The organism is Methylomicrobium lacus LW14 (genome assembly GCF_000527095.1).
GTDB classification, from domain to species: domain Bacteria; phylum Pseudomonadota; class Gammaproteobacteria; order Methylococcales; family Methylomonadaceae; genus Methylomicrobium; species Methylomicrobium lacus.
The window spans coordinates 4,082,881-4,099,685 of sequence record NZ_AZUN01000001.1; the positions used below are offsets into that span (position 1 = coordinate 4,082,881).

Below are 16,805 nucleotides of genomic sequence, written 5' to 3' on the forward strand. Positions count from 1 at the left end.
ATTTTTATGCTCCTGGCATTTTTTCTGATGCCGTTCGCGCATGCCGAGGAAAATCTCCAGCAAACCGTCAACGACCTCAGGGAACAACTCAAGTTATTGACCGCGCGCATGGAGGCCATGGAAAAAAAGCTCGAAGAAAAAGAACTGGCGGCAAGCGCGGCGCCCGCGCAGGTCGAGCTTGCAAAGCCCCCGCAAACCGCCGCGGCGACGCCGGAGACGGCGCCGAAGCCCGCCGCCAAACCGGTCGAAGCCGGCGCGACCAAAGGTTCGATCAAAATTCCGGGCACCGATACCTCGCTGGCGATAGGCGGTTTCGTCAAACTGGACGCGATCTATAACAGCCAGAGCACAGGCGACAACGGCCGCACGAACCAGGGCGACCAGTGGTTGGTGCCCGGCTCGATTCCGGTCGACGACAGCCACGCCGAGGATAATCAGATCAATTTTCATGCCCGCTCAAGCCGGTTCTGGCTGAAAAGTTTCACGCCGACGCGGCTCGGCGATTTGAATACCTATCTCGAATTGGATTTTTTCGCTTTCCAGTCCCCCGGCGACGAAAGAGTCAGCAATTCCTACGCGCCGCGCATGCGCCATGCCTACGGGCAATTGGGCCGTTTCCTCGCCGGCCAGACCTGGACCACGTTCATGGACGCGCAGGCCTTGCCGGAATTGAACGATTTCGTCGGCGGGCCGCTCGGCAGAATCTTCGTGCGCCAGCCGCAGGTGCGCTGGACGCAACCGTTCAGCATCGGCAACAACCCGATCGATTGGCATGTCGCGCTCGAATCGCCGGAAAGTACGCTGACCAACCCGCAAGGCATTCGGCTAACGCCGGATGACGACCGTGCGCCGGATATCGTGACCCGCTTCAGCACGACCCAGCCGTGGGGAACGCTATCGCTGGCGGCGATGGCGCGCGATATCCGTATCGCGGACAAAACCGCCGACAGCGCCTTCGGCGGCGCGGTCAGCCTGGCCGGAAAAATCAACGCCTACGGCCGCGACGACGTCCGTTTCATGCTGGCTTACGGCAATGCGCTAGGCCGCTATTCTTCGAACAATCTGTTCAACGACGCTGCGCTCGATACGGAAGGTAAAATTCACTTGTTCGACGCTTACAGCGGTTATCTCGCCTACCGGCATTGGTGGGGACAGGAATGGCGCTCGACCGTGGGCTATGGCTTTGCCTACGCCGACAACCCGCACTTCGTTTCCGGCACCGTTTCCAAATGGGCGCAGTCGGGGCTGATCAACCTGTTATGGAGCCCCTTGCTGCAAACCACCTTCGGCCTGGAATACACCTATGCGATGCGCGAAATCGAAAGCGGCGCCAATGGGGATTTGCATCGCGTGCAGTTTTCGGCAATGTTCCAGTTTTAGGTATCGAGACAAGGCGGCTTGGGGTAATCGATGGAGCAAATCGGTGAAGTTAAGGATGTCGACAGGAATAGCTTCCCGATTTTCTACGAGAAGATCGGGGGAGAGCGGAGTTGAAGCCGAGGTCTGGAGTCGGTTGTTTTCGTCCAAAGCCTTAATTCTGGGGGGTGTTCCAGTCAAATAGGCCGGCGAAAATTATGAGAAACCAACCCAATGTCATTACACGAAAGCAGCCATTGGCAACTGTAAATATGACTGAGTTTGATCGTCTCAGGACGACCCAAAGCCGACGTTCAGTTCTTCTGCCTATCCTACAAATTAGGATTTTTTCGGACAATCATAAAATACGCAGACTATCTGAAGCAGGCTTGATAATAGTGTTTCATGGAAGGCAGAACCGACCCTGATATGACGCGAGTTCGCTTGAAAGATTGACGCTAAGTTGAAGCATAGTTCAAACTGACGCGCTTACTGTGCTTTGGTTATGGGTTAAAACTGATGGCAAATTGCTGTGAAGATAAAAGCTGCGAGATAACTGCCATGCGAACTAAGCATGGGCGAGTGTTGTGGATCGTGCTTATCATCAATACCACGATGTTTTTTGTAGAAGGCTGGGCGGGACTGCTGGCTCACTCCACTTCGCTTCTCGCGGACGCTCTCGACATGCTCGGCGATGCCTTGGTGTATGGGTTCAGCCTTTTCGTACTTGCGCGTTCGGCACGTTGGCAGGCAGGGGCGGCTTTGGTGAAGGGTGTATTCATGCTCGCCTTTGGTCTTGGTGTGCTGGCGGAAGCCGCCTATAAGGTGTTTTACCCTATCATGCCGAGTGTGGAAACAATGGGGATCATCGGCGGAGTAGCACTTGCCGCAAATCTTGTTTGTTTCTTGCTGCTCTATCGTCACCGGAGCGATAACCTCAACATGAGTTCCACATGGCTATGTTCCAGAAATGACCTGATCGCGAACGTCAGTGTCTTGCTAGCCGCTGCTGGTAGCTCTCTGCTCGCCTCACGCTTGCCGGATATTGTTGTTGGCAGCCTTATTGCAAGCCTCTTTCTCAGCTCTGCGTTCAGTATCTTGCGGCAGTCCATTCGAGCACTGCATACATCGCCTTCGTTATTGTGATGCTCACTCAGTGTTATGCCCGATTATCTTTGACCTATTGATAACATAGGCATAATGTTCAATGAAACACGATTAGGCTGGGTGAAATGAACCCAAAAGATCACTGGGAACAAGTATACTCGACGAAACCGACCGAGAAAGTTGGTTGGTATGAACCTCATTTGCAGACCTCCCTGAGCTGGATTAAGGAGCTTGGTTTGCCGGATGACGCTCCCATCATTGATGTCGGCAGGGGCGCTTCCACGTTGGTCGATGACCTGTGGGGCGCAGGCTATCGATCAATAACGGTTCTCGATTTATCGGAGAAAGCCTTGTCCACGATTAAGGCACGGTTAGGAAAAAGAACCGACTTAATTTCATGGCTGGAGGGGGATATCACCGAAGTTGATTTGCCGATGAATCACTATGAATTATGGCATGATCGAGCCGTATTTCACTTTCTCATTGCCCCCGAGCAGCAGCGAAAATACAGGGACAACCTTCTTAAGGCGTTAAGGCAGGGTGGGCACCTCATTATCGGTACGTTCGCACCAGAAGCACCGCCCAAGTGTAGTGGTTTGCCAGTACAACGATACACTCCAGATCAGATAGAGCATATACTAGGAGAGGAGTTTGAATTAAAGCGCAGTCACAAAGAACCGCATGTTACACCGAGTGGTGTAGAGCAAATGTATCTTTATTGCCATTTCTATAGGCAACCTAAATAAAGCTAGCTATTCAAACCGTCGAAATTGCGTTCGACAAGCGAGATAACTGGCATGCGTCCTAAATAGAAAACACGGCTTTTTTAAGGTTATACATGACACACACGCACCATCATGACCATGAGCATACTCATGGTCACAAACCAGCCAATTTCGGGCGTGCTTTTGCCGTCGGCATTCTGCTTAACATCGGATTTGTCGCAGTCGAGGGCATTTATGGCTTTCTGGCGCATTCAGTAGCCTTGCTGGCAGACGCCACGCATAACCTGAGCGATGTATTAAGTCTGCTACTCGCATGGGGAGCCAGTGTTTTGTCGCGTCGCCCTCCGTCTCAAGATTTCACCTACGGTCTACGCAGTTCGTCCATCCTAGCGGCACTGATTAATGCTGTCTTGCTGTTGGTTGTAACTGGGGGTATCGCTTGGGAAACTATGCAGCGCCTGATGAGCCCGCTGCCTGTTGCCGCTGAAACGGTCATTTGGATTGCAGCTTTGGGTGTGCTGATTAATACGGCGACGGCGTTATTGTTCATGTCCGGTAGAAAAACAGATTTGAATATTCGCGGCGCATTCCTGCACATGGCAACAGATGCTGCTGTCTCGCTTGGGGTGGTACTTGCCGGCGTAGGAATCCTTGTCGGGGGTTGGTTTTGGTTAGACCCAGCAATCAGCTTGCTCATTGTCATTGTCATTTTGGTCAGTACATGGGGATTCCTGTGGGAGTCGATAAAATTAGCCCTGCATGCCGTTCCAGAGAGCGTCAATCCACTGCTTGTCCGAAATTACCTAGCGGGGCTGCCGGGCGTTACGGAAATACACGATTTTCACATTTGGGGCATGAGTACCACGGAAACAGCGATGACTGTTCATCTCGTCATGCCAAATGGTCACCCCGGTGATGTGTTCATGGCTAAGATAGCGGAGGAATTGCATGATCGTTTTCACATTCAGCATGCGACTATGCAAGTTGAGCTAGGCGACGGGGGGCAACCGTGCGTGCTAGCTCCAGACCACATAGTCTAAATGGAAATATCATGGCTTGGATCATAACAAAGTACTTCCTGACTTCCGCTGTTGTTGTGCTGGTGTCAGAAATCGCAAAGCGCAGTGACAAACTAGGCGCTTTTGTTGCGGCGCTTCCGCTGGTGACGATATTGGCGCTTATCTGGCTCTATGTTGAAAAACAACCGCAGGAGAAGATTGCTAACCATGCGTGGTATACGTTCTGGTATGTCGTGCCAACCTTGCCGATGTTTCTGATTTTTCCTGTGCTGCTCCCACGCATTGGCTTCTGGCTGACTTTGCTGTCTTGCATCATCATCACAATCATTTGCTTTGGTCTATTCGCGCTCGTTGTTCGCCGTTACGGTATAGAGTTGCTGTAACAACGACCATTTTAAGAAGAGCCGAAAGCCCGCATTTTGATTGAATCTCTGGATTTATCCGGAAGTTCTGGATTTTTCCAAATCTGTTCACCTTTACCTAATGGTGTTCAGCTCGTTTTTCGGCGGGGGTGAATCAGCAGACCTCCCTCACTCTGCGAGCTGCTGCAGGTACCGATCCGCCTCCTCGTCCACGGCAAACCACGGGAACAGGTCTAGCGGGTTGTCAAAGCCGTTGGCTATGCGTCTTGCCAGCGGCGGATAGGTTTGCGCCGACCCCATGATCTTCAAGACATGGAGAGGCGGCGGCTGCAGAAGCAAATGGGTCCAGCCGGTAACAAATTGTGCATAGTTCCAGTAGCCGTCAAAGGTCGCCTGCATGAACGCCTCGTCGAACGGCTGATCGCCATGGGCGACGATAGCATCCAAGTAGATCTTGGCGGCCTTAGACGCATTGTTCGAGCCCTGCCCGGTGATCGGATCGTTGAGGCAGACGGCGTCCGCCAAGCCCAGCACGGCCCTGCCGGAAGGCAGCCGCCCGATAGGCTTGCGCACGATCGGGGTGAGGGCGCCGGTAAGAATGCCGTTGGCGTCCGTAAGCTCTACGTTGCGACAGCGCTCCGCCTCCCAGGGCAGAAACTTATCGAGAATCCATTTCGAGCGCTCGAGATGCTGCGAGGGGCTGGTCACGTCCTTCCAGCAGTCCATCGGTCCGCCGGGAATGCCTTCGAACACCATGATGTCACAGGGGCCGCTGTGGGTCAGCGCCGGAAACAAGAAATATTCGCCGACGGCCGGAATGAGGTTGAAGTTGACTGCCGAATGGTCCGGCCGCGACGTCATGCCGTGCAGGTAAGTCAACGCCAGCACGCGCTGGGGTTGGCCGAAGGGGGATTTTTCTAAGTCGCGCTCGAACAGCTTGGCGATGTCGCCTTTGCCGGCGGCAACGATCGTCAGATCCGAGGTGGCGGCATAGTCATCCAGATCAGCGACGGTGGCCTCCCTGATTTCCAGCTTGCCGCCACGGCGCTCAAACTCCTGCAGCCATACGGGATATTTGAGGCGCTGGTCGACGCTTTGTGCCGGGCGATCGAGCCCGCCGTTCCAATCGACCTGCTTCTTTCCGGAGCCATCCGGTGCCGGTACGACAAAATTGATGGAATCGATCGTTGGGCATTCCTCGGTCCAGAAATCGAGGCCGAGGTCGCGCTCGTTCTGCAACGCTTGGCCGAACATGCACTGGCTCGATAGCACCTTGCCGGAACGGATGTCCTCCGGTGTGCGGTTCTGCACCACCTTGACCTGATAGCCTTTGTGCAGGAGGCCGCATGCGAGCTGGAGACCTGCCTGCCCGCCGCCGAGTATTGTGATCTTGCGACTGCTCATTATTATCCCGATCGTTGATTTAGGGGGCAGAATGTCTTGATTTTCAATCACGGTGCCTTTGCGCATCCGCAGGCAATTTGCTGAAGATTGGGTGATTAGCGAGTTGGTAGCATTCAGGATAAAAAACGCCGCCCAGATACAGGCCGTGGGGCGGGGCGGTGACGCCGGCCAGGGCGCGCTTCTTGACGTTCAGCAGTTCCCGTGTCCAGTCGACCGGCTGCTTGCCGGCCCCGATCGCGATCAGGGTGCCGGCGATATTGCGGACCATGTGGTGCAAAAACGCATTCGCGGCGATGTCCATGATCACCCGGTCGCCCTCGCGGTACACCTCGACGAAATGCATTTGCCGAAACGGGCTCTTGGACTGGCAGCCCTGGGCGCGGAACGAGGAAAAATCGTGGTGGCCGATCAGGTGCTGCGCGGCCTGATGCATAAGGTCTGCGTCCAGCGGCGCATGGCACCAGGTCGTTTGCGTCGGGGTCAGCGCCGATTTGACCGGCCGGTTCAGGATGATGTAGCGGTAGAAGCGCGCGATCGCGCTGTAGCGCGCGTGAAAGTCGCCGATCGCAGGTTTGGCCCAGAGGATGCGCACGCCGTCGGGCAGGTGGGTGTTGCCGCCCATGACCCAGGAATTCGGTTCCCTTTCGGCGGTCGTATCGAAATGCACGACCTGTTCGATCGCATGCACGCCGGCGTCGGTCCGGCCTGCACAAATCACGGTGACCGGTTCATTCGCGACTTTCGCCAGCGCCTGCTCCAGCGTGGATTGTATGCTGCGCCGTTCGGCTTGGAATTGCCAGCCGCAAAAGCCGCTGCCGTCGTATTCGATGCCGAGCGCGATGCGCAAATGCCCTCTCCGGAGGGAGAGGGTTGGGTGAGGGGAAATTAAAGAATCACTCATTCTTATCCGTAATTTTTAAAATAGCCAAGCGGATAGACTCAAGAACTCCTTCCAAATTATCTATCACATCATTATTCCAAAAGCGTATGACTTTGAATCCTCGTTGTTCAAGAAATATGTCGCGCTGGTTATCGTAGAGCTTTTGTTCGGTGTGCTGACCACCATCCAATTCGATGATTAGTTTTAGGTCGAGGCAAGCAAAATCGGCAATATAGGGAGCAATAGGGAATTGCCTGCGAAACTTATAGTTATAAAAACGGCGGTTGCGCAATTGTTGCCATAAAAGCTGCTCTACGTCTGTCTGGTCGCTTCTGAGCGATCTGGCTTTTTCTGTTAAATTCATAAGGTTGATGGTTTTGATTTCCCCTCACCCAACCCTCTCCCTTTGGAGAGGGCTTGTTCTGCCCTGATATGTGTGAGCCGTGACTCATTAGGCCGCGTCAGTCTTCATGGATATATACTTTGATTCCCGCCTCGACGCGATCGAACAACTCCAGCACATCGGCATTGAACATCCTGATACAGCCGTGCGACGCGGGTCTGCCCTGCATCAGCTCATCCGGTGTGCCGTGGATGTAGATATAGCGCCAGGCGCTGTCGACTTCGCGGTAGCGGTTATGGCCGGGTTCGAGGCCGCCGAGCCAGAGGATGCGGGTCAGAATCCAGTCGCGCTCTGGGTTAAGGCGGCCGAGTTCGGGGCTGTAGAGCTCGCCGGTCGGACGGCGGCCCTTGAACACGGTATGGATCGGTTCACCCCGGCCGATTTTCGCGCGGATTCTATGCCAGCCTCTGGGCGTGCATTCGCTGCCTTTCCGTTCGCCGGCACCGTTCTTGGCGGTCGAGACCGGATAGGTTTTCAAGGGGAGGCCGTTTTCGATCAGCGCCATACATTGCTTGCCGATCGAAACGTCGAGGTAAAAATCGGCCATTCCTATTTCACAAAAAGCGCCATCGACTCGACATGCCCGGTCTGCGGGAACATGTCCATCACCCCGGCCTTGACCAGCTTATAGCCGAGTTCGTTGACCAGGATGCCCGCATCGCGCGCCAAGGTCGAGGGATTGCAGGACACATAGACGATCCTTTCCGGCTGCCATTTCTTGAAATACTTCAGCACTTCGGAGGCGCCGGCCCGCGACGGGTCGAGCAGGATCTTGTTGTATTTGCGGTTGAACCAGGGCAGGTCTGAGACATCCTTGCTGAGGTCGGCCGCGTAGAATTCGACATTCTCGATCCCGTTGTGGCGGGCATTGTCCTTCGCATGGTTGACCAGCGGCTGGTCGCCCTCGATGCCGACCACGCGGCCGGCATAGCGCGCCATCGGCAAGGTAAAGTTGCCGAGTCCGCAGAACAGGTCCAGCACCGTGTCGTTCTCGTTCAGTTCCAAGGTGTCGAGCACCCGGTTGATCATCTGCCGGTTGATCTCATAGTTGACCTGGGTGAACATCGCCGGGCGGAATTTGAATTCGATGGCCTGATCGGGCAGCGCATAGGTCGGAGTCACTTCCGGCTCGCCGTCGAGCGGCACGATCGAATCTGGGCCTTTCGGTTGCAGGCAGATCGACACGCCGTGTTCGCGCGCGAACGCGCGCATCTTTTCCTTGTCGGCCTCGGTCGGAGGTTCCATGACACGCACCGCGAGCACGCATTGCTCGTCACCGATCGCGACTTCGATCTGCGGTACTTTTTCGCGGATGCTGAGGCCCGAGATCATCTCGGACAGGTTGACCAGTTTCTCGCCGACGACAGGGTGCATCACCATGCAGTTGTCGATCTCGGCCAGATAGGGGTGGCGGCGTTCGCGGAAACCGACCAGGGTCCGGTTTTTCTTCGCGACATATTTGACGCCCATGCGGGCCTTGCGCCGGTAGCCCCAATGCGGTCCGGTCAACGGCTGCCAGAGCTCCGGCACCGGGACCTTGCCGATGCGTTTGAACTGCTCCTTCAGCAAGTCCTCCTTGATATGGATCTGCTCGGCCGCTTCGACATGCTGAAAGCTGCAACCGCCGCAGACGCCGTAATGCGGGCAGGCCGCCTCGCTGCGCGCGTCGGCGCGGGTGATCAGGTTCACGACCTTGCCTTCGGCAAAATCGCGGCGGATTTCGGTGTAAACGAATTCGACTTCCTCGCCGGGCAATGCCTCGTCGATGAATACGACCTTGCCGTCCACATGCGTAACGCCGCGCCCGTCATGCGCGAGCGATTCGATCGTGACCCGGACCGGGGTTTCCGGTAAGGTTTTCTTTCTTGCTCTGTTGCCTGCCATTGTTTATTTCTGTTTCCAGCTTCCGTTCGATGATTGAACCCACCATCCGGACTGGGCGTTGCTGATCCAGCGCGCGGCGAAGGTCGATTTGATCTGCGCCAGCCATTCGGGGTGGCCGTTCGCATTCGCGATCGCCTGATACAGCGTCTGCCTGTCCTTGTTTTCGGCCGCGACCAGCTTGGTCACCTGATTGCGTTCTTTCAGCGGCACATTCGCGCCTTCCCGAACGCTCAAAAAACCGTCCGCCTTGATGCCGATGTAGCCGGCCGCATAGTTGGGCTGCAAAGCGGCGAAGCGCTTTTCCATCGATGCGCGCAGCTGCCGGATTTCGGCGCTGTCGATGCTCAAATCGGCTTCGGCGGCCTGAGCGTTCGAAATGAACGTGCCGACCGCCATATCGATCCAGCGGTAAAGTTCTGCATGATCGGCATCTAGGCCGGATTTGGGCTCCGGCTTCGCCGGCGCGACGTTCTGAATGTCCTTGATGATTTCATCCGCGGCTTTTTCGGCCGCAGCGGCCGGAAAATAGATATTGATCGTGACGCAGGCGGAGAGCAGCAGCGCGCCGAACAGCGAAAATTTTTTCATGGTTGCACCTGATTATTTGATAATGACTTGATCCGAGGTGGTAATGCGCTCCAGGCGCTCCATCAATACGCTCCAGTTAACCCGAGGATTATAACCGATCACGTCGATTCTCGGCAGGCCGCCGCCCTTGATGATGCGGTAGCCGGTTTCGGTGGCCTCGATCCCCATCAACTGGCAGACGCCGTCATGCAGGTAGCAGCCGAGGCCGATCTTGTCGTAACCGAAGGTTTCGAAAAACTGCAAAAAGCTGCGCGACAACAGGTCCGCCGCGCCGCCGCCCCCGATGTTCGCGATATTCTGGACTGCTTTCTGGCTGATCCGGTGCCGCGAATCGTCGTCGTCCGGCGTGCCGAACCAGGCATAGAAACTGACCGGCCGCCAGTTTTCGAGTTGCAGATTCTTCACGAAGCCGGACAAGCGGCCGGTAATGCCGCCGAACTGGAATTTGCGGGTCAACTGGTCGAGATCCAGATGATCGAGTTCGATTTCGGCAGACAATCTCGGCAAATCGCCGAACAGGCCAGAGGACGCCAGGTTCGCGATTCTGATCACGCCGTCGAAAACTTTGATCACCCATTCGCCGCCCAGTTTCAAGGTTTTGTCGCGGTATTCGATGCCCGGAATGTTGCCGCTGAGCGTGCCCGACAGCGGCGTCCAGTTTAGAGCGGAAGACAGACGTTCGAGCGAGACATTGTTCAGGCTGCCTTCGAAATACACGTCGGGTTCGGCTTCCGGGTGGCCTTGGTAGTTGAAGCGTTTGATCGCGATATTGCCGCCAAGGAAGGGCACTTTGGTTTTTTTCAGCAATTCGATCTGGTTCGCGCGGCTTACGAATGACAGTTCGGCCGGGCCTAGCGGCAGCGCATACAGCGATAATGCCTGCCAGCTTAGCGTCGATGGGATGGAAACGGCAGAATCGCTCGTCCAATGGATGGCTCCCTTGCCGCCTTCGGCATGGATGCGGCCGCTTTCGTCCTGAACCGCAAGATCGGAGAAGTTCGCCGTAAGGCTCGTCAAACCCAGTTCGGTCAACGCCGCATCGGCCTTCGCCTTGCCTTGCAGCGAGAGGCCTTCGAGCGCGGTTTGGGCGAAGAAAGGCTGTAAATACACCGACGCAAACGGCTTCAGATCGTCCGTTTGCACGGAGACCGCGGCTTCGGTCAATTTCACTTGCGCGCCGAGTGCGAGCGCGGCGCGACCGGTCATCGTGGCGGTGCCCGCATGATCGAAAACGAAGGAGTCGATGTCGACGCGTTGCCCTGTAGGACTCCAGAAACCTTCTCCGGTCAACTTGATCACATCCTTGCCCGCTTCGAGATAGACGGGCTCCAGATACAGCGCGCCGCCGGTCAACTGTTCGGTGAGGCGCCAATGCCAGAGCCCGTCGGCGTGAACCGCATGGAGCTGCGTGTTGGATGAGAGTGCCTCGGTCGCGGTCTTGCCGTCCGCCGTTTGCAGGGTCAGCCGGTCGGTATTGGCGTTCAGGTCGAACTCGTCGATTTCGCTTTGGCGGCCTGAAATAGTCAGCGCAAGGCCGAGCTCGCCGTTTTTGATTTCGGCAGGAAGGAAGCCGAGCTGTTTTTGCAGCAGCACGCCGTCGAGCCTTTCCGCCTTCAACTTGACCTGCCAGCGCATCGCCTGTTCGGTCAATTCGGCATCGACCGTGCCGCCGAACAGACGGAGATCGGTGATTTTCGCGCGGCTGGATTTTTCGCCGAGTCGAAACGAAAAATCGGCGCCGGGCGAGCGCCAGCGTTTGGAATCGATTCGCGCCTTGCCGCGCTCGCAGATGACTTGGTTGTCGCCCCAAGTAAAGGAGGTGCAGCGGATGTCGGCGAGTTTCAGGTCGTCGAGAGGTTTCGGCAGGCTCAGTTTGCCGATCGTCAGGATCAGTTGCTGGCGGCGCTCGGGAAGGTCGTTCAAGGCGATTTTTACGCCTTCGAGTTTCCAGCCTTGCGCATGCAGCGCGCCGACGTCGAGTGCGATGTTGTCGAGCGCGCCGCTCTGGGCGCTGAACCCCAGCAGGATCATAAATCCGCCGAGGGTCAGAAGCCTTGACGATGCCCGCCGGCGCTTAGTCTGGAAATACACCCGTCGATAAATACCGGTCGCCCCGGTCGCAGATGATTGCGACGATGACTGCATTCTCGACTTCCTTCGCCAGTTGCAGCGCCGCATACACCGCGCCGCCGGAGGAGACGCCTGCGAAAATGCCTTCTATCGCGGCCAGGTCGCGCGTGGTCTGTTCGGCCGACAGCTGATCGACCAGGATGATCCGGTCGACGCGGCTCGGGTCGTAAATCTTCGGCAGATATTCTTCGGGCCAGCGGCGGATGCCTGGAATCTTCGATTCGCCTTCCGGCTGCACGCCGATGATCTGAATCGCGGGATTTTTCTCCTTCAGAAACATTGATGTGCCCATGATCGTGCCGGTCGTGCCCATCGAACTGACGAAGTGAGTGATAGAACCGTGGGTGTCGCGCCAGATTTCGGGGCCGGTGCCTTCGTAATGCGCGCGCGGATTGTCGGGGTTCGCGAATTGATCGAGTATGCGTCCTTCGCCGTTCGCTTCCATCTGGCGGGCCAGATCGATCGCGGCTTCCATGCTGCCGGCGGCCGGCGTCAGGATGATGTCTGCGCCATAGGCCTTCATTGAAGCGCGGCGCTCGGCGCTCATGTTGTCGGGCATGATCAGGGTAATCTTGTAGCCCTTGATCGCGGCGGCCATCGCGAGCGCGATGCCGGTGTTGCCGCTGGTCGCCTCGATCAGCCGGTCGCCGGGGTTGATCTCGCCTCTTTCTTCCGCGTGTTGAATCATGCTCAACGCCGGACGGTCCTTGACCGAGCCGGCCGGATTGTTGCCTTCCAGCTTGACCAGGATCGTATTGCTGTTCGGTCCGGGCAGGCGCTGCAAGCGGACCAGCGGGGTATTGCCGACGAAGGCTTCGATGGTGGGGTAAGTCATGTGTGATGGGATCAATTGCAAAAATTCGGCGAATTATCCCATAAAATGGGCGGAACAGCCGATCGGAATTTAACGGTGCGTCCGGGGGGACGCGGGGGCAGGCGGGTGAATTGAAAAGGTGAGGACGGGTTGAATAACCCGTCCCGTTGGGAGCGTGATGCCGGACGGGTTATTCAACCCGTCCGTAAGGTTTTATAGATCAACGGCTGTTTTGCAATGCCGCGATCCGCTCTTCCAATGGCGGATGGCTCATGAACAGGCGCATCACGCCGCCGCCATTGATGCCGAACGCGGCCAACTGATCGGGCAGCGCCGAGGGCTCATGGCTGCGCTGCAAGGCGCGCAACGCGCCGATCATCTTTTGGCGTCCGGCCAGCGCTGCGCCGCCCGCATCGGCCCTGAATTCGCGGCGGCGGGAGAACCACATCACCAGCATCGAGGCGAGGATGCCGAGCACCAACTGCGCGGCTATTTGCGTGATGTAATAGGCCGGGCCGTAACCGCGCTCGGTCTTGAACACCACCCGATCGACCACATGACCGATCACCGTCGCGAAGAAATACACGAAGGTGTTCACGACGCCCTGCATCAGCGCCATCGTGACCATGTCGCCGTTCGAGACGTGGGTGATTTCGTGGCCGAGCACCGCTTCGACCTCGTCGGCGCTCATCGTTTCGAGCAGGCCGGTGCTGACCGCGACCAAGGCGCTGTTTTTGCTCATGCCGGTCGCGAACGCATTCGCTTCATGCTGCTGAAACATGCCGACTTCGGGCATGCCGATATTGGCCTGTCTGGCGAGGCGGGCGACCGTATCGACCAGCCATTTTTCGGTCTGATTTTGCGGTTGTTCGATCACATACACGCCCATCGCGTTTTTCGCGGACCATTTGGACATTGCCAGCGAAATGAACGAGCCGCTCATGCCGATCACCGCGGACATGATCAACAGCGCGTTCAGGTTCAGATTGACGCCCCGGGCATCGAGCGCGCCGCTTAAACCCAGCACGTTGAAAACGATACTGATCACGATCAGTATCGCGATATTGGTCGCTAAAAACAGAAAAATTCGCATCATAGTGTTTGCCTGGATGACAAGTTGGGATGTTAACAAAATAGGGATTGAATAAATGAATTCAATACGGGTCAGAGTGATAATATACAAATAAAGTTTAACGAGCGAGGGCGTTATGAACAAGACGAAATCAATCGGGCTTGCGGTCCTGCTGAGCGGTGTGGTCTTTCCCGCCTGCGCGCGGCAACAGACGCCCGAGCAGGTGATTGCGAAGTTGCATGCGCCGCCGGGCTTTACGATCTCGCTGTATGCGAGCGATTTGCCGAATGTACGGAGCCTCGCGCTCGGCGACAACGGCGTCGTGTTTGCGGGTTCCGGCGTTTCAGGCAAGGTTTACGCGCTCCAGGACAAGGACAATGACGGCCGCGCCGAAACGCGCGATGTGATCGCAGAGGATTTGACGATGCCGAACGGCGTCGCTTTCTGGCAGGGCACGCTCTATGTCGCCGAAATCAGCCGGATCGTTCGTTTCGACGCTATCCTGCAACACTTGCAGAAGCCGCCGAAACCGGTGACGGTTTACGACAAGCTGCCGACCGACAAGCATCACGGCTGGAAATATTTGCGTATCGGTCCCGATGGCAAGCTTTATACTGCGGTCGGCGCGCCCTGCAATATTTGCGAGCCGGAAAAGCCGATCTACGCTTCTCTGGTCAGGGTCAATACGGACGGCAGCGATTTCGAGATCATCGCGCGCGGCATCCGCAATACGGTCGGCTTCGACTGGCAGCCCGGCACCGATACGTTATTTTTCAGCGACAACGGCCGCGATTATCTCGGCGACGATCTGCCGCCCGAGGAATTGAACCGCTGGAGCCAGGTCGGCGAGCATTTCGGTTATCCCTATTGCCACGGCGGCGAGGTCATCGATCCGGAGTACGGCAACGGCAAGAATTGCGCCGACTATACGCCGCCGGCCTGGAAATTCAAGGCGCACGTTGCACCGTTGGGCATTCGATTCTACCGCGGCACGCAGTTTCCGGCGCATTATCACAACCAGCTGTTCGTCGCCCAGCACGGCTCCTGGAACCGTTCCGAGCCGGACGGTTACCGGGTCGCCCTGGTCAGTTTCAAAGACGGTAAAGCGGTCAGCGAAGAAGTCTTCATCGACGGCTGGCTGACTCGGGACGAAACCGTGCTCGGACGGCCGGTCGACCTACTGACCCTGCCGGACGGCAGTTTATTGATCAGCGACGATCACCTCGGCGTGATCTATAGAGTGCAATACCCAGCGAAAAAATGAACAAGGCCTTTGAAATCATCAGCAAGGAAACCGGCTATGCGGGATTTTTCCGCCTCGAAAAATACCGGCTCAGGCACACCCTGTTTGCGGGCGGCTGGAGCGGCGAGATCGAACGCGAATTGTTCCAACGCGGCAAATGCGTCGCGGTGTTGCTCTACGATCCGGAGCGGGACGAGGTCGTCCTGATCGAGCAGTTCCGGATCGGTGCGATCGGCTGCCCGGAACGGGCCTGGCTGGTCGAAATCGTCGCCGGCGCGATCGAGGAGGGCGAGACCGCCGAGGACGTCGCGCACCGGGAGGCACAGGAAGAGGCCGGCTGCGTGATCGAGGAGTTGATCGAGGTGATGCAATTCTATACGACCCCGGGCGGCTGCGCGGAAATGATCACGCTGTTTTGCGGCAAGATCGACAGCCGTCAGGTCGGCGGCATTCACGGCCTCGATCATGAAGACGAAGACATCCTGGTGCGTCCGGCGCCGTTCGACGAAGCCTATCGGATGCTCGAAAGCTGCGAGATCGAGTCCGCGATTCCGATCCTGGCGCTGCAATGGCTGGCGCTGAACCGGGATAAGCTGAGACAAAGATGGTGTCGTGAGGCATAAGGACAGAGGTTTGTCAGAAAGGAATATAACACCATGAATTACATCGCGCTGACCATGCTGATGGGGGACCGGGGCAAGTATCTCGGCATCGTGATGGGGCTGACCTTCGCCTCCTTGATCATGACCCAGCAGCCCGCCATTTTTCTCGGCCTGATGGCGCGATCGTACAGCTTTGTCTCGGATGTCGGGCTGGCCGACATCTGGGTGATGGACCCCAAGGTTCAGTTCATCGATGACGTCAAGCCGATGCAGGACACCGAGCTCTACCGGGTGCGCGGCGTGGCCGGCGTCGGCTGGGCGGTGCCTTTATACAAGGGGCTGATCAAGGCGCGCCTGTACGACGGCACGTTTCAGACCTGCAACCTGATCGGACTGGACGATGCGACCCTGATCGGCGGGCCTCCCGCTATGCTGAGCGGAAAACTCGAAGACTTGCGCCGCAGCGACGGCGTGCTCGTCGATCTCGAAGGCGCGAACACCAAACTCGCGAAAGCACCTCAGATCAAGGACGGCAAGCTCGTGCCGCTGACGATAGGCGATTCCCTCGAACTGAACGACCGCCGGGCGATCGTCGTCGGCATCGCGAAAGTCACGCGCACTTTTCAATCCCAGCCGGTCATCTATACGACCTATAACCGCGCACTGCTCTATGCGCCGAAAGAAAGGAAACTGCTCTCGTTCGTTCTGGTCAAGGCCAAGGCGGGCCAAAACATCGCAGAACTGACCCAAAGGATTCAACGGATAACCGGACTGGCCGTCTATACTCAGGAAGAATTCAAGGCGCTGACTTACAATTATTTCCTGAAAAATACCGGCATTCCGATCAACTTCGGCATCTCGGTCATGCTCGGCTTCATCGTCGGCGCGGCGATCGCCGGCCAGACCTTTTACAACTTCACGCTCGAAAATCTCAGGCAGTTCGGCGTACTGAAGGCGATGGGCACCAGCAACTGGGTGCTGCTACGGATGATCCTGCTGCAGGCGGTGCTGGTCGGCAGCATCGGCTACGGCATGGGCGTCGGCCTGACCGCCTTATTCGGCTATGCGATGCGCAATACGATCCTGGCCTTTAAGTTCCCCTGGCAATTGCTGGTGTTCAGCGGCATGGGTGTCAGCATGATCTGCGTCTTCGCGGCCTTATTGAGTATCCGCAAGGTGATCATGCTGGAACCGGCGGTCGTGTTCAAAGGCTGAG

Annotated in this window: 17 protein-coding genes; 8 read left to right on the forward strand and 9 right to left on the reverse strand. The window is 57.0% G+C overall.

Annotation, left to right across the window (positions count from 1 at the left end):
• Positions 1-6 precede the first annotated feature (6 nt).
• From METLA_RS0119065 to METLA_RS0119085, 5 genes are all read left to right on the forward strand, one after another.
• Positions 7-1,380 (forward strand): DcaP family trimeric outer membrane transporter, encoded by a 1,374-nt coding sequence (locus tag METLA_RS0119065; protein ID WP_161635432.1) that lies wholly within the window; start codon positions 7-9, stop codon positions 1,378-1,380.
• Between the two features lie 495 nt (positions 1,381-1,875).
• Positions 1,876-2,502: a cation diffusion facilitator family transporter gene (locus METLA_RS0119070; RefSeq protein WP_024300079.1), complete on the forward strand. Its 627-nt coding sequence runs from the start codon at positions 1,876-1,878 to the stop codon at positions 2,500-2,502.
• A gap of 86 nt (positions 2,503-2,588) precedes the next feature.
• Positions 2,589-3,209 (forward strand): class I SAM-dependent methyltransferase, encoded by a 621-nt coding sequence (locus METLA_RS0119075; protein WP_024300080.1) that lies wholly within the window; start codon positions 2,589-2,591, stop codon positions 3,207-3,209.
• A 92-nt stretch (positions 3,210-3,301) separates the two neighbouring features.
• A complete protein-coding gene (locus tag METLA_RS0119080) occupies positions 3,302-4,228 on the forward strand; it encodes a cation diffusion facilitator family transporter (RefSeq protein ID WP_024300081.1) in 927 nt (308 codons plus the stop codon).
• A gap of 11 nt (positions 4,229-4,239) precedes the next feature.
• On the forward strand, positions 4,240-4,590 hold the full coding sequence (locus tag METLA_RS0119085) for a DUF3147 family protein (RefSeq protein WP_024300082.1): 351 nt from the start codon (positions 4,240-4,242) through the stop codon (positions 4,588-4,590).
• Between the two features lie 147 nt (positions 4,591-4,737).
• On the opposite strand, the gene METLA_RS0119090 is transcribed toward METLA_RS0119085, so the two are convergent.
• The 9 genes from METLA_RS0119090 to htpX form a co-directional block, all read right to left on the reverse strand.
• Positions 4,738-6,039, reverse strand: coding sequence for a styrene monooxygenase/indole monooxygenase family protein (locus METLA_RS0119090; RefSeq protein WP_024300083.1), 1,302 nt, complete (start codon positions 6,037-6,039; stop codon positions 4,738-4,740).
• Positions 6,017-6,820 carry a tRNA pseudouridine(38-40) synthase TruA gene (truA, locus tag METLA_RS0119095; protein WP_024300084.1) on the reverse strand — a complete coding sequence of 268 codons (804 nt, stop codon included), beginning with the start codon at positions 6,818-6,820 and terminating at the stop codon, positions 6,017-6,019. Before truA ends, METLA_RS0119090 begins: the two co-directional genes overlap by 23 nt.
• 46 nt (positions 6,821-6,866) lie before the next feature.
• A complete protein-coding gene (locus METLA_RS0119100) occupies positions 6,867-7,217 on the reverse strand; it encodes an endonuclease domain-containing protein (protein ID WP_024300085.1) in 351 nt (116 codons plus the stop codon).
• A 97-nt stretch (positions 7,218-7,314) separates the two neighbouring features.
• Positions 7,315-7,803, reverse strand: a complete 489-nt coding sequence (locus METLA_RS0119105; protein ID WP_024300086.1) for a L,D-transpeptidase — start codon at positions 7,801-7,803, stop codon at positions 7,315-7,317.
• 2 nt (positions 7,804-7,805) lie between these two features.
• Entirely contained in the window at positions 7,806-9,140 is a 1,335-nt protein-coding gene (gene rlmD / locus METLA_RS0119110) for a 23S rRNA (uracil(1939)-C(5))-methyltransferase RlmD (protein WP_024300087.1), read from the reverse strand.
• Positions 9,141-9,143: 3 nt separating this feature from the next.
• Positions 9,144-9,728, reverse strand: coding sequence for a YdbL family probable chaperone protein (locus METLA_RS0119115; RefSeq protein WP_024300088.1), 585 nt, complete (start codon positions 9,726-9,728; stop codon positions 9,144-9,146).
• A gap of 12 nt (positions 9,729-9,740) precedes the next feature.
• Positions 9,741-11,873 carry a C4-dicarboxylate ABC transporter gene (locus METLA_RS0119120; protein WP_245598825.1) on the reverse strand — a complete coding sequence of 711 codons (2,133 nt, stop codon included), beginning with the start codon at positions 11,871-11,873 and terminating at the stop codon, positions 9,741-9,743.
• Positions 11,803-12,693 (reverse strand): cysteine synthase CysM, encoded by an 891-nt coding sequence (gene cysM, locus METLA_RS0119125; RefSeq protein WP_024300090.1) that lies wholly within the window; start codon positions 12,691-12,693, stop codon positions 11,803-11,805. The genes METLA_RS0119120 and cysM overlap by 71 nt, the downstream gene beginning before the upstream one ends.
• 199 nt (positions 12,694-12,892) lie before the next feature.
• Complete coding sequence (htpX, locus tag METLA_RS0119130) at positions 12,893-13,768, reverse strand: protease HtpX (protein WP_024300091.1); 876 nt, start codon at positions 13,766-13,768, stop codon at positions 12,893-12,895.
• A gap of 112 nt (positions 13,769-13,880) precedes the next feature.
• On the opposite strand from htpX, the gene METLA_RS0119135 reads away from it, so the two are divergent.
• The 3 genes from METLA_RS0119135 to METLA_RS0119145 are packed head-to-tail and all read left to right on the forward strand — an operon-like array spanning position 13,881 to position 16,804.
• Positions 13,881-15,008 carry a PQQ-dependent sugar dehydrogenase gene (locus tag METLA_RS0119135; protein WP_024300092.1) on the forward strand — a complete coding sequence of 376 codons (1,128 nt, stop codon included), beginning with the start codon at positions 13,881-13,883 and terminating at the stop codon, positions 15,006-15,008.
• Positions 15,005-15,610, forward strand: a complete 606-nt coding sequence (locus tag METLA_RS0119140) for an NUDIX domain-containing protein (RefSeq protein ID WP_024300093.1) — start codon at positions 15,005-15,007, stop codon at positions 15,608-15,610. Before METLA_RS0119135 ends, METLA_RS0119140 begins: the two co-directional genes overlap by 4 nt.
• Before the next feature lie 33 nt (positions 15,611-15,643).
• Complete coding sequence (locus METLA_RS0119145) at positions 15,644-16,804, forward strand: ABC transporter permease (RefSeq protein ID WP_024300094.1); 1,161 nt, start codon at positions 15,644-15,646, stop codon at positions 16,802-16,804.
• Position 16,805: the final 1 nt, after the last annotated feature.